At 56.4% G+C, this 13,121-nt stretch carries 12 protein-coding genes; all 12 read right to left on the bottom strand.

Annotated features, from left to right (window positions below; translation table 11 throughout):
- Positions 1-26: 26 nt before the first annotated feature.
- The gene (locus ACFPQ4_RS20455; protein WP_378113756.1) at positions 27-1,532 is read right to left on the bottom strand and encodes an AAA family ATPase; all 1,506 of its coding nucleotides are present in this window, start codon (positions 1,530-1,532) and stop codon (positions 27-29) included.
- On the bottom strand, positions 1,525-2,058 hold the full coding sequence (locus ACFPQ4_RS20450) for a hypothetical protein (protein ID WP_378113755.1): 534 nt from the start codon (positions 2,056-2,058) through the stop codon (positions 1,525-1,527). The genes ACFPQ4_RS20455 and ACFPQ4_RS20450 overlap by 8 nt, the downstream gene beginning before the upstream one ends.
- A gap of 215 nt (positions 2,059-2,273) precedes the next feature.
- Positions 2,274-2,807 carry a cell wall elongation regulator TseB-like domain-containing protein gene (locus ACFPQ4_RS20445; RefSeq protein ID WP_378113754.1) on the bottom strand — a complete coding sequence of 178 codons (534 nt, stop codon included), beginning with the start codon at positions 2,805-2,807 and terminating at the stop codon, positions 2,274-2,276.
- A complete protein-coding gene (locus ACFPQ4_RS20440) occupies positions 2,804-4,108 on the bottom strand; it encodes an amidohydrolase (RefSeq protein ID WP_378113753.1) in 1,305 nt (434 codons plus the stop codon). Before ACFPQ4_RS20440 ends, ACFPQ4_RS20445 begins: the two co-directional genes overlap by 4 nt.
- Positions 4,105-4,758 carry a redox-sensing transcriptional repressor Rex gene (locus ACFPQ4_RS20435; protein WP_378113752.1) on the bottom strand — a complete coding sequence of 218 codons (654 nt, stop codon included), beginning with the start codon at positions 4,756-4,758 and terminating at the stop codon, positions 4,105-4,107. Before ACFPQ4_RS20435 ends, ACFPQ4_RS20440 begins: the two co-directional genes overlap by 4 nt.
- On the bottom strand, positions 4,755-7,646 hold the full coding sequence (gene dinG, locus ACFPQ4_RS20430; RefSeq protein WP_378113751.1) for an ATP-dependent DNA helicase DinG: 2,892 nt from the start codon (positions 7,644-7,646) through the stop codon (positions 4,755-4,757). Before dinG ends, ACFPQ4_RS20435 begins: the two co-directional genes overlap by 4 nt.
- Before the next feature lie 39 nt (positions 7,647-7,685).
- Positions 7,686-8,327 carry a tetratricopeptide repeat protein gene (locus ACFPQ4_RS20425; RefSeq protein WP_378113750.1) on the bottom strand — a complete coding sequence of 214 codons (642 nt, stop codon included), beginning with the start codon at positions 8,325-8,327 and terminating at the stop codon, positions 7,686-7,688.
- 68 nt (positions 8,328-8,395) lie between these two features.
- A complete protein-coding gene (panD, locus tag ACFPQ4_RS20420; protein ID WP_378113749.1) occupies positions 8,396-8,779 on the bottom strand; it encodes an aspartate 1-decarboxylase in 384 nt (127 codons plus the stop codon).
- Entirely contained in the window at positions 8,764-9,681 is a 918-nt protein-coding gene (gene panC, locus ACFPQ4_RS20415; RefSeq protein ID WP_378113748.1) for a pantoate--beta-alanine ligase, read from the bottom strand. The genes panD and panC overlap by 16 nt, the downstream gene beginning before the upstream one ends.
- Positions 9,678-10,550, bottom strand: coding sequence for a 3-methyl-2-oxobutanoate hydroxymethyltransferase (panB, locus tag ACFPQ4_RS20410; protein WP_378113747.1), 873 nt, complete (start codon positions 10,548-10,550; stop codon positions 9,678-9,680). The genes panC and panB overlap by 4 nt, the downstream gene beginning before the upstream one ends.
- 288 nt (positions 10,551-10,838) lie before the next feature.
- Positions 10,839-11,813, bottom strand: coding sequence for a biotin--[acetyl-CoA-carboxylase] ligase (locus ACFPQ4_RS20405; RefSeq protein ID WP_378113746.1), 975 nt, complete (start codon positions 11,811-11,813; stop codon positions 10,839-10,841).
- Between the two features lies 1 nt (position 11,814).
- The gene (locus ACFPQ4_RS20400; RefSeq protein WP_378113745.1) at positions 11,815-13,101 is read right to left on the bottom strand and encodes a CCA tRNA nucleotidyltransferase; all 1,287 of its coding nucleotides are present in this window, start codon (positions 13,099-13,101) and stop codon (positions 11,815-11,817) included.
- Positions 13,102-13,121 lie beyond the last annotated feature (20 nt).

Below are 13,121 nucleotides of genomic sequence, written 5' to 3'. Positions count from 1 at the left end.
CGACAAGCGAGGGCAACGATATTCGATTATGCGACTAACTGCTTCATACGATTGCGAAGCTGCTCGCCGGACAGCGTCTCTTCCTGAATAAGATGCGCCAGCATGTGACGGAACGTCTCCATATGCGCGCCGAGAAGCTTTCTAGTCTGCTCGGTCAGAGCTTCCAAAATCGCGCCGTTTTCTTTGGACCACATGTCCTGCGTAAGCGCTTGGGGATGAATGATGCCCAGATCGGACATGCCCGATTCGATCAACGTTCTTACGATATTCGTCGCTTGCTCGAAGTCGCCGCGGGAACCGGTGCTGCGACCGCCGTAATGAAGCTCTTCTGCCACTGCGCCGCCGAGCGCGATCATAATCTGCTCTTCGAGCACGCGCTTCGTGTACAGATAACTGTCTTGCTGCGGATGATGGCGGACATAGCCGAGCGCTTGACCTCGCGGCGTAAGCGACACTTGCGCGACGCTTCCCGGACGTACGCTTTCGGCGACGATTGCATGGCCAAGCTCGTGGATCGCTACGCGTTCGCGTTCTTCGCGCGTTGTTTCGCGGTCCATCCGCTCGCCCATCATCACTTTGTCGATCGCTTGGGACAGATGCGGCATCCGGATCAATTCAGACTGGTCGCGCATCGCGTAGATCGCACCTTCGTTCATGACGCTCTCGAGCTGCGCGCCGGAGAAACCGAACGTTTCTTCTGCGATTTTGGTGAGCGAAGCTTCCGGATCAACCGGCTTGTTGCGGGCATGAATGTTCAAAATATGCTCGCGGCCCGTTTTGTCCGGTAAATCGACTTGGATGTGTCGGTCGAAGCGGCCGGGACGAAGCAACGCGGAATCGAGCAGTTCCTTGCGGTTCGTTGCGGCGATAAGCAGCACGCGAACGCTCTCGTCGCCTTGAATACCGTCCATCTCGGTCAATAGTTGGTTCAACGTTTGATCGTATTCCCGATGCTGGCCGCCGCCGTCGCGTTTGCCGCCGATCGCGTCGATCTCGTCGATGAATATAATCGCGCTTTCGCGCTTTTGCTTAACCGCCAGCTGGCGCGCTTCCTTGAACAAATCGCGGATGCGGCCCGCGCCGACCCCGACGTACATTTCGACGAATTCGCTACCCGACGCCGCTACGAACGCGGATTGCGTATGCTGCGCCGCCGCTTTGGCCAGCAACGTTTTGCCGGTGCCCGGAGGCCCCGTGAGCAGAATGCCCTTAAGCGGTCGGATGCCTAACTTAGCGATCCGTTCGCGCTCCACGAGAAATTCGAGCGCTTCCTTAAGCTCGCGCTTCGGCTGCTCTTGACCGCCGATGTCCTCGAAGTTTAGGAACGAAGGCTTGCGCGTAGCTGCTTTTTTGCCGGCTGCCCCCACGGCAAGCCCGCCCCCGCGGGCTCGCGAGAACAGGAACAAGGCGCTGACCATGAGCACGCTCATAACGAGCACCGCCGGAGGGAATCCTACGTAGATCAGAAACACAAACGCGACCGGAACGATTCCAATCGCGATCTCTTTGCCGTATTTCGTTAAATTACGCATTCGGCCACACCTCCAAAGTCGCAGGTTGACGAGGCAAGATAACGAACTTCGCTGCCGTGCCGTCTCGAAGCGTTACATATACGTTGTCTTCATCCATCGACGTATCCGCCGTCATGCCGGGGAACTGTTCGGAAAGCTTGTTCATTGCCTCGCGAATGCCGGTGTATTGACGATTTTCCATCGCTTGCGCAACGTCGAAGAGCGCGTAGCTCCAGGCTTTGTCGAGCCGTTCGTTGGTCTGGCCTTCAGCGGTTAACGTGAACTTCTTGCCGCCGATTTCGGAAGCGCCGTCCGATTTCACTTTGCGGTAAACTTCGCTGACGTCGGCGTCTTGCTTCAGACGGACGTCGATGTTTACTTGGCCGTTCGTCGTCGTGACGACGGCGGATGTTACTCCGGGTACGGCCCCGGCGAGACGGTCGAGCGGCTTCTCGATTCCGTAATGGCGGTAAGCGAACCATCCGCCGAATAGCAGCGCCGCGGTCAATGCGGCCGTTATCGTTAAAGGTAGTATTTTAAGTTTCAATATGTTGTCCTCCTCATAGTGCGAATGTGAGCGGTATGTTGGAGTGGAACGCAAGGTGTTTATCTTATCGCCATACGAAGAATACATACATGAGTATATCAGAAAGTGATAGACGAATCGTTAGATGATCGTTGGTAAACGCGGAGTCACTTGGCATTCTGCGCAAACACAGCAAAAAAGCCGCCCACGGGCGGCTTCAAGCTTCAACATTATGTTTATGATCGTTGCGTCGGCAGCTCGTACGTCTTAAGCTTCGTTCCGTCTTTGAAGGAGTAGAAATCGATCGCCTCGTGATGGTTGCCGGTTTCGCTCCAATAGCGGATTTCCCATGCGGGAGCGCCTTGGAACCAACCGGGCAAAATCCGGTTCGGCTGTTCGCCGGCATGCGATTCGGCGAACTTATTGATCATTCGGGTTTTGGAGACGTTCTCGCTCACTTTGAGCTTCAGAAGCTCGGACTGACGCTCCCAGATCATCCACGTCTCGCCTTGCGCATCGTCGCCGGTAACGATCCATACTTTTTCTTGCCACGTATGAAGATCGGCGCTGTCGATGTCCGTAAGCTCGCCTTGCTGCTTCGCGATGGCGACCGCTCTTCTTTCCTCGTGCCGATAATCGGAATCGGCCGAACGAATATATAGCGCTAACGATACGAGGAGGAAGACGATAAAACCGAAGATTACGATAATCCAACGCAGCCATGAAATCCGAGGCATTCTACGAAAGCTTTCGCTTCGGCTTAAATTCATCCGCGCAGCCTCTCGTAACAACGTTGGGCTTCCGCCATAATGCGCTCCTCGTCCAGCGTAAGCAGCTGCCCGTTACGCAGCAGCTGACGACCGTCGACCCATACGTGCGAGACGTCGTTGCCGGTAGATCCGTATACGACATGCGAAATAAGATCCGTATGGGGAACGAAATGCGATTTGTTCGTCGAAAGCGCGATGATATCGGCTTTCAAGCCTGGCTTAAGCTGTCCGGTTACGCCTTCTAGACCGATCGATCTCGCTCCGTATAGCGTCCCCATGCGCAAAGCTTCGGAAGCCGGAATAACCGTCGGGTCTCCGGATACGCCTTTATGAATGAGCGCGGCGGTCGTGATTTCTTGGAACAAATTGAGATTGTTGTTGCTCGCGGCGCCGTCGGTGCCGAGCGACACCGTTACGCCGGCTTTCAGCAAATCCGGCACTCGCGCTACGCCACTCGCCAGCTTTAAGTTGCTGACGGGGTTGTGCGACACAGCGACTTTGCGTTCGGCCAGTAAAGCGATCTCTTCGTCCGTCAAATGCACGCCGTGAGCGACGAGCGTCGGACGGGAAAACATGCCGAGGCGATCCAGGTGCTCCACCGGTCGGCAACCGTAATCGCGCACGTTTTGCTCGACTTCGGCGATCGTCTCTGACATGTGCGTATGCATCGGCAAATCCAAGTCATGCGCGGCTTGGACGAACTTCGTGATGAAGTCGGGCGGGCAAGTATACGGTGCATGAGGCGAAATCATGACGCGGATGCGTCCGTCCGCCGCGCCGTGCCAATCTTTGGCGAAGCCGATCGCATCCGCCAGCTTCGCGCGTTGCACGTCTTCCGGACATAAGCCGATGACGCCGCGGGTCAAGCTTGCGCGCATGCCGGACGTCTCGACGACTTCGGCAACGCGGTTCATATGGTCATACATATCGACGAATGTCGTCGTACCGCTCTTGATCATTTCGACGGCGGACAAAGCGGTACCCCAATAGACGTCGTCTCCGGTAAACTTCGCTTCCATCGGCCACATATGGTTTTGCAGCCAATCCTGCAGCGCAAGATCTCCGCCTACGCCGCGCAGCAGCGACATCGCGGCGTGCCCGTGCGTATTAACGAGTCCCGGCATATACAAATAGCCGGTTCCGTCGATAATCTCGGCAGCCGCGTTTAGTTCATGTTGCGGAGCAGGTCCTTCGCCCATAGCCACGATGCGCGTACCGTCGACGGCCAGCCACCCCGTAAATTGCGGTTGAAGCTCGTCCATCGTAAGAAAGGTTCCGTTATTGATCAGCCATCTTTTCATTCGAACACACCTTCGCTTTTCTCCTGAATATGATCCATATAGTATGCCAAGCTCAGCAGCTCCGCCGTAAAATCCACATGATGAATGCGAACTCCCGAATGGGCTTTCAATACGACCGGAGCAAAGTTAAGGATGCCCCGTACGCCGGCCGTGATGAACTGATCGGCGACGTTCTGCGCTTCCGGTGCGGGCACCGTAATGATACCGACGGAAATGTCGAGCTCCTTCACGACCGAAGTCAGTTCCCTCATCGGCTGAACGGTCAAATGGTTAATTAACGTTCCGCTCTTACTCTCGTCGGCGTCGAAGACGGCGACGATCTTCATATTATCTTTCAAATACATATTATAATTGCACAGCGCGCGTCCGAGGTTACCCGTGCCGACGAGCGCGACGTTCATCGGTTTGTCCAGCTTCAGGATATGGCGGATTTTCTCGATCAAGTAATCGACGTTATAGCCGACGCCTTTGCGTCCGAACTCGCCGAAATAAGCGAGATCCTTGCGGATTTGAGCCGGATTGAGATCGAGCTTTTCTCCGAGATCCTGCGAAGACACGGTCTGAATGCCGCTTTGGCTCAGATCGTTCAGAAACCTTAGATAGATCGGCAGGCGGCGAATGACGGCTTCCGATATTTTGAACGACTTCAAGATGGAGCCCCCTCCTCTACGTTAACATCCGGCGTAAGCCAGGCGCGGATTCTCGACGGAATGCCGGCGGTCGGCAAATGCTCCATTTTCGGTCCGGGCAACGAGTACAAAAAGTATTTGCCGTAATTCGTATCGATGACGCGGGTGTCGTACAGCAGCACGATGCCGCGATCGGTCGTCGTACGCACCAGCCGTCCGAAACCTTGCTTGAACTTGATGACCGCTTGCGGAAGCGACAGCTTCATGAACGGGCTCTTGTTCTCCGCCTGCAGCTTCTCCGCCTTCGCTTCGGCGACCGGATGGTTCGGCGGTTGGAAGGGCAGCCTGACGATCGCAAGGCAGGTCAGCGTATCGCCCGGCAAATCGATCCCTTCCCAGAAGCTGCTCGTTCCAAGCAAGACCGACGCGGGATTGTTCGTGAACTGCTGCGTCAGCCTGCTGCGGCTTCCCGCGTCGACGCCTTGGCCTAGCACCTGGATGCTGGACGGCTCGAGCATCGCCTTGAGCGGGTCATATACCGTTCTAAGCATCCGATGCGAGGTGAACAGGACTAGCATGCGTCCCCCGACCGTCTTGGCGGCTTCGGCAAGCGATTCCGTGAGAGCGCTAATGAACTTAGCGTCGCCGTCGCGTCCTTTGATGTTCGGAAAATCGCGCGGGATCAGGACGAGCGCCTGCTCCCGGTATTTAAACGGCGAAGGCAGCAGAGCGGTCTTCAGCTTGCCGTCGCGCTCCGCGCTATCTAGACCGAGCTGCTCCGTCACGTAACGGAACGACTTGTCGACGGTGAGCGTCGCGGAAGTCATGACAACGCTCGATTTGCGGTCGAACACGCCTTCCTTAAGCAAACCGCTGACGTCTGCCGGCGCTCCGTAAATCCATACGGATCGGCCGCGATACTGCGAATGCCCTTCCAGCCAATAGACGAATTCGGGCTTGCCGAGCGCCACGAACGACTGCGCGTCGGTACGAATACCTTGCAAGTCCTTTAATACGCCCGACAAGTCCGTAATCATCCCTTGCATCGTAAGCTCGTCCGTCGATTCGCGAATTTCGGAAGCAAGCTTATCTAGCGGCCGGATGAGATCGGACAACAGCTGGATGACGTTATTGCCGTCCACCGACAAGCTCTCCCATTCTTTTGGAAGCTCCTCCGGCTTAATTCTGAGCGTCAGGTTGCCGGACTCGTCCGCTGCCGCGTATGCGGCGAGCAAACCGTATAGCGCTTCCATCCAACGCTCCCATGCTTCGCGAATTTCGTGAAGCTTCGGCGTGATCAGCTCCAGCTTCTCTACCCATTCGGTCGCTTCTACGACGCTCGTAGCCGAGATGGCGCTGATCAACTGAGGTACGAGTCCCGTTCTGGCGTCTTTCCATAGCCGTTGCAACGGAATGGCAAGCGCGGAGTGACCCGTCTTTTGACCAAGATGTTGGCTCGCTACGTCTTCCAAATGATGCGCCTCGTCGACGATCAATCGCTCGTAGGCGGGCAGCAGACGATGCTCGGCTCTTAAATCCGTGAACAGGAGCGCATGGTTCGTAATGACGAGGTCCGCTTTGCCGGCATCGAACCTCGCTCGATGGTAAAAGCATTTGCGGAACCACGGACACGCCCGGTTCAAGCAGGAAGCGGCGTCGCTCGCGACGATGTCCCACTCGTCCTTGTTCCGTCCGCCTATGTTAAGCTCCTCGGCTTCGCCTCTTAGCGTCTCTCCTAACCAGACCGTCATGCCGCCCCGGATAATCGCGTCCTCCCGGTTAAGGGCATGCTCCGGCATATGCTGCCTATTTTCGAATTTACGCAAGCATAAGTAGTTGTTGCGTCCTTTGAAGACGGCCGCTTGGAACGGCATCGGCAGCACCTTCTGAAGCAAAGGCAAGTCTCTTTCCCTTAGTTGCTCCTGAAGCTGGATCGTATGGGTGCTGACTACGATTTTTTTCGACTCCTTCAGCCCATAATAGAGAGAAGGAAGCAAATAACCTAGCGATTTACCCGTACCCGTTCCCGCTTCGACAAGCAGATGCGCATCGTCCTGAAGCGCCTCCATGACTTCTCGGAACATGATCGATTGCCCTTCTCTCGCCTCATAGGCGGGAAGCAGCTCTCGCAAATTGTCTCGAACTTGGTCCACGTACTCGTCGAAAGACATTTCGCGTAAAATTTCCATCGCCGCAGCCGCGTCTTTCTCGCGATCGCGATCCGTTCCCTCTTCGCCCCAATCCGTCACCTTCATGGCGAATTGGCGGAAATGATGCAGGTCCGTCTCGTGGACGAAAGGTTGGGTCTCGCGCCAAGCTAACGTATGCGCGATAAACCAGCCGAGATCGGAACGATCGGGATCGAACATCCCGTTCAGCCGTTGCAACGTAAACATGGGCAAGCCGCGCAATTTATTCAAGCAGAATGCGAACAACTCAGCCGTAGCCGTTGCATCGCTGTCGGCTTGATGGGGTCGATCGTGCGTGATGCCAAGCGATTGGGTCAAAGAGCTAAGCGAATACGACGACTGCGTCGGGAAAAGCAACCGGCTAAGCTCGAGCGTATCGAGCAACCTGCCCGCGAACGGTAAATAGCCGCTCCTATCGAGGGCGGCTTGCAAAAAATGGGTATCGAATTCTACGCTATGACCGACCAGGATGGCGCCCTGCAGATGCGGCACCAGCTCGCTTAGCATTTCCTCGATCTCCGGCGCCGACGCGACGTCAGCGTCCTTGATGCCGGTGAGCCGGGTTATGTCCGCCGGTATCGGTACCGGAGGCTTAACGTAGCTCCCGTAAGTAGAATGTATCGCGCCCGTCTCATCGACAAGCGCGAGTCCAACTTGAATAATATGGTCTTTGTCGGACGACAAGCCCGTTGTCTCAAAATCGAGGACGGCGAATTTCATGCCTGACTTCCTTTCCGATCTAGCCTCGGGCTCATCTTGCTAATGAACGATCGCCTGCAACTCCGCGCTTCCGAATTGAAGCTGAAGCTGACCAATGCCTTGCTGGCAGCATTCAAGGTTGCGTTTCGGATCGTCGAACGACGGATCCGTATCGATCGCTTGGCGAAAATAACTTTGCGCCTGATCTAGATGCGCGAAGACCGCCTGAATGCACCCTAGCGCATTGTACGCGATCGCACGCAGCTTGTTCTCTTCCGTAACGGCGGCGATAAGCTGAAAATGGCGTTGCGCTTCGCACCATTCCTTCATGTGCATGCGCGACATGGCCAGAAACAACCGCGCGCCGATAAAATCGGGATATTGGGTTATCGCTTCCTCGAGTTGCTGCGAGGCCTGCGCGAACATGTGTAGCTTGAAGTAGCCTTGCCCCTTAACGAAAGGACCCATTAACAGTTGCGGATCGTGTTCCGGTTGCTGGGCGGACGGCTGGTTCTGAAGATCGCGATAAAACGCCATGCGGTCCTCGAATTGCAACCATGATTCAATAATATCATCACTTAACGTTTTGAGCATGTTCCATTGTTCCTGAAGATGTTCTTTTTCCTCGCCGGATGCGTGCGGATACCTGATGATGAGTTCGTCGAGCATTTCGTTCATGGTCGCAAACCATTGGCGGATCATGGCTGTGTTCCCCCTCTAACTCGAACTGTACTGCTCATTCTGCGTTCTCGGGGGGTGTTTCATACGCGTTACATAACGGTCGAATGCGGCTCCTCCGCCAACAATTTAACAACATGATTATGTTCATCCATTATCGCGACGCGCGGATGATGTTTGTGCGCTTCCTCGTCCGTCATATACCCGTAACTAATAATTATGACTTGGTCGCCCGGCTGCACGAGTCGCGCCGCTGCGCCGTTCAGGCAAATGACGCCGGAGCCCCGAGGCCCCGGAATCGTGTACGTCTCGAAACGCGCGCCGTTATTATTATTGACGATTTGTACTTTCTCGTCCGGCAAAATATCGACCATTTCCAGCAAATCTTGGTCGATCGTAATGCTGCCGACATAATTCAAATTCGCTTCCGTTACGGTAGCGCGATGGATTTTAGCTTTCATCATTTGGCGGAACATACGAGTTCACCTGCTTCTATAGGATTCACGAGTTTATTGTCGATTAGACGAGTACGGCCGTATCTTACGGCGAGCGCGATTAAGATAGCGTTCCGCGCGTTGCGTAAGGGATCGATTCCCTCGATCGGTTGCATGTCGGGATAAGAAACGATTTCCACGTAATCGATATCCGCGGACGGCGATTTGCGAATTTCATCCGACAACAGCCGTGCAAGCTCGTTTGCCGATGCGCCTTCCGAGATCCAGGCTTCGGCCTTCGCTAACGAACGCGAGAGCGCGAGCGACTGCGCCCGTTCCTCGGCGTCGAGGTAGACGTTACGGGAGCTCAGCGCTAGCCCGTCCTGTTCCCGTACGATCGGGCAAGGGACGATTTCCACCGGTATGCTTAGATCGTTCACCATGCGCGTAATGACCGCGATTTGCTGCGCATCCTTTAACCCGAAGTAAGCGCGATCGGGCTGCACGATGTTGAACAGCTTCGTCACGACGACCGCGACCCCGTCGAAATGTCCGGGACGGCTAGCTCCGCACAGATGATCCGTCACGGACGATACCGAGATGTTCGTCAGCAGCGGATATTGCGGATACATCTCCTCCACGGCCGGCAAAAACACGATGTCGACGCCGTTGTTCGCGGCAAGCGAAATATCGCGTTGCTCGTCTCGCGGATATCTGGTCAAATCTTCGTTAGGGCCGAATTGAAGCGGATTAACGAAGATGCTGAGCACCGTCAGTCCGTTCTCGGATACCGAACGCTTAAGAAGGCTGGCATGGCCTTCGTGCAAATATCCCATCGTAGGCACGAAGCCTACCGTCGCTTCCTCGGAAGCCGTTCTTCTATAGGCAGATACTTCCTTGCGCAATTCGGAAATCGTTCTGATGATTTTCGGAGTCCGCGTCATGGCTTACCCTCTCCCCCGTACATTTTGGCGGGCATGGCTTGACTTGCGTTATTGCTATCTTGAAGAGGGAAACCGTGTTTCTCCTCCGGAAAAGCTTTCGATTTCACGTCGTTCACGTATTCGGCAATGGCGTCGCGGATCGTATCCCCGATGTTCGCGTAGCTCTTGACGAACCGTTTGTCGCGAATGCCCGATCCGTACCTGAGCAAATCATGGAACACGAGCACTTGACCGTCGCAGCCACGACCTGCCCCAATGCCGATCGTCGGAACGCTCAGCGAGCGGGACACCGCGGCGGCCAACTCCTCCGTTACGAGCTCCAGCACGATGCCGAAAGCGCCGGCTTGCTCGAGCGTCTTCGCGTCCTGCAGCATCTTCTCCGCCTCCGCGCTGCTCTTGCCCTGAACCTTGTAGCCGCCGATCTGATGAACGGATTGCGGCGTCAAGCCGATATGTCCAAGGACGGGGATGCCGGCTTGCGTAAGCAGCCGGATTTCATCCGCCAATTCCGCGCCGCCTTCGAGCTTCACCGCGTGGGCTCCGCCGTCTTGCATCAGTCTCGCCGCGTTGCGCAAAGTGTCCGCGGGTCCAAGCCGATACGTCGCGAACGGCATGTCTGCGACGATCATCGTCCCCGGCGCTCCGCGAACGACCGCGCGCGTATGGTAAATCATATCTTCCAGCTTAACGGGAACCGTCGTATCGTATCCGAGCACCACGTTGCCGAGCGAATCGCCGACCAAGATCATATCGACTCCGGCTTCTTCCGCCAGCATGGCCGACGGGTAATCGTAAGCGGTCACCATGGCGATCGGTTTGTTGTTGTTTTTCATCGCTTTCAAGCGAGGTAGGGTCAAAGCTTGCTTCATGGGAGTACCCTCCTAAGTTTGTAAAATATAGAAACAAACAAAAAAACCTCTTTCTGCCCATGAGCAAAAAAGGTTTCCATTCAACATAGAACGTCCTTCACGTCCTTCTGTCTCGGTCCTTTCGGCTCAGAGCAGAATCCGCCGCGAAAACTTTGCGGTATTCAATTGCTTAGTCGTTAGCGTGCCCATCCGCGAGTGCGGTTCCGTCGGATACCGCCTTGCATGTCAATTGTAGCACATTTCGTCGACTAAGTCTATGAGGTTAAGGCCAAGGCAGCCGAGGCTTCGTTAGCCCCCGGCGCCCACTTCGGCGGAGTATACGGTACGGATATTTCCGTCCGACAACTCGACTTGCAAGCCGCCCATATCGTCTAGTCCGCGCGGTACGCCCTCGATGACGCCTTGGGGCGTATACAGCGTCACCGGACGGTTCAACGTGACGGAATGCGCTTCCCATAGCGCCCGGATCGGAGCGAATCCTTGTTCTTGATAGAGCGCGTATAGCTGCTCGAACTGCTCCAGCACGGCGGCGATCAGATCGCTGCGCGAAATCGCATGTCCCGCGGCCATTTTGAGCGATACCGCTTTTTGCAGCAGCTCCTCGGGATAATCTTCGGCGTCTAAATTGACGGAAATGCCCAGTCCGACGATTACGTAACGCAGCCGTTCGTCCTCCGCGGCGGATTCCAGCAAAATGCCGCTGATTTTTCGGCCGTTCACGAGCAAGTCGTTCGGCCATTTGATGCCGATTTCGAGCGGCACGACACGCGTGATCGCGCGGCTAAGCGCTACGGCGGCAAGCAAAGTTAGCTGCGGCGTTAAAGGCAACGGAACGATCGGGCGAAGGAGCAAGCTCATCCACACGCCTTTGCCTGCCGGAGACACCCATGCGCGCCCCATTCTGCCACGGCCGCTCGTCTGCTGCTCGGCGATAACGAGCGTGCCTTCCGGCGCACCTTGCTCCGCGAGCGCTCTCAGCTCGTCTTGCGTAGACCCGACGACGGCGTGCACGCGAATATTACGCCCGAAGCTATTCGTGTTCAGCTTTGGAAGCAATTCCTGTATCGTAAGCCGTGAAGGCTTGTCCTTCAAACGGTAACCGAGGCGAGGTGTCGCTTCGATCACGTATCCTTCCGCTTCCAGCTTACGGACTTGCTTCCAGATCGCCGTGCGGCTTACGTTAAGCTTTTTGCTGATTTCCTCCCCCGACACGAATGCGCCGGGTTCCGCTTCCAGCAAACCGAGCAAAGTTACGTTACTCACTTCATTTCCCCATTTCCGGAGGTAGCATCCTTGTAATCCAATTGCGCGCGGCTAAGGTAAGATCCGCTTTCTCGTTCGGCAGCTTACCGTGAGCAACTTCCGAGAGCAACGCGCGGAGCAGCCTCGCCACCCAAGGTCCGGGCGATCGCCCCAGCAACTTGGATAGCTCGTCCCCGCGTACGGCTAGCTGTCCGACGCGCGTAATCGGCATCGCGGCAAGCCAATCGCGTTCGGCGAGCCCCTCGAAGCCGCGGACCGAGACTTCGATCGCAAGCCAATCCTCGGCGGCTGGCACGCCATAGTCTAGTACGGCTTCGATCCAGTTCCGTTGATCGCAGCCTTCTAGCAAGGCTGGCCCTCCCGTGCGGCCATCGGCAAGCCTACGCTCGAAACCGACGGCGGCAGCGATGCGCGCCGATCTCTTACCGCTCATGCGCAGCGTCTTGCATGCCGAGAGCGCATCCGCTTCCGAAGCGCCTACGCCGATCCAGTAAGCCGCCCAGCGCACATCGATGCCATCGATCGCGGCAAGTCTTATCGCTCGGGCGTTCGCTAATCCCCATCCATCGATTCGCGCCGCAGTCAACGAAGGCAATCGCTCCTTCAAGTGAACGAGCAAGCCGCTATGCTGCAGCCAAGCGCAAGCTTGATCCGGTCCCTGACCGGCAATCATCTTGTCCCATTCCGCGCCGACCCGCTCCATCGCGACATGCGAGAGTCGCTGCTTATGCGTAGCGATCCCTTCCCACGTATCGGAAGCCAATTCGAAACCGAATTCCGCGCCGAATCGAATCGCCCGCAGCATACGCAATGCATCCTCTCCGAAACGGTCCGCCGCTCTTCCGACGGTGCGCACGATGCCCGCGCTCAAATCCTCCCGGCCGCCGAACGGATCGAGCAACGCTCCGTCAAGCCCAACCGCCATAGCGTTGAACGTGAAATCTCGTCTGGACAAATCTTCCCGAACGTCAGTTACGAACGCCACCTCGTCCGGCCTTCGCGAATCCGAATAGCCGGATTCCGTCCGGTAAGTCGTCACCTCGAACGGATCTCCGTCTACAATGACCGTCACGGTTCCATGCTGCAAGCCCGTAGGCAACGTGCGCGGGAATAGCGCCTGTACGGCTTCGGGGAGCGCCGACGTCGCGATATCGATATCGTGCAGGGGTCTTCCGATCAGTCTATCCCGAACGGAGCCCCCTACCATATAAGCTTCATGTCCGGCGTCCGCGAGCGTGCGAAGAAGCTTCAAACCTTCCGCCCAAAGCCTTTCGTCCGATTCCCCCATCTCGCGCACGCTCCTCCCGA

Origin of the sequence: Cohnella yongneupensis (assembly GCF_042655785.1) — a bacterium.
GTDB classification, from domain to species: Bacteria; Bacillota; Bacilli; order Paenibacillales; family Paenibacillaceae; genus Cohnella; species Cohnella yongneupensis.
The sequence above is the reverse complement of the archived record's forward strand: the minus strand, read 5'-3'. Positions and strand labels throughout refer to the sequence as shown.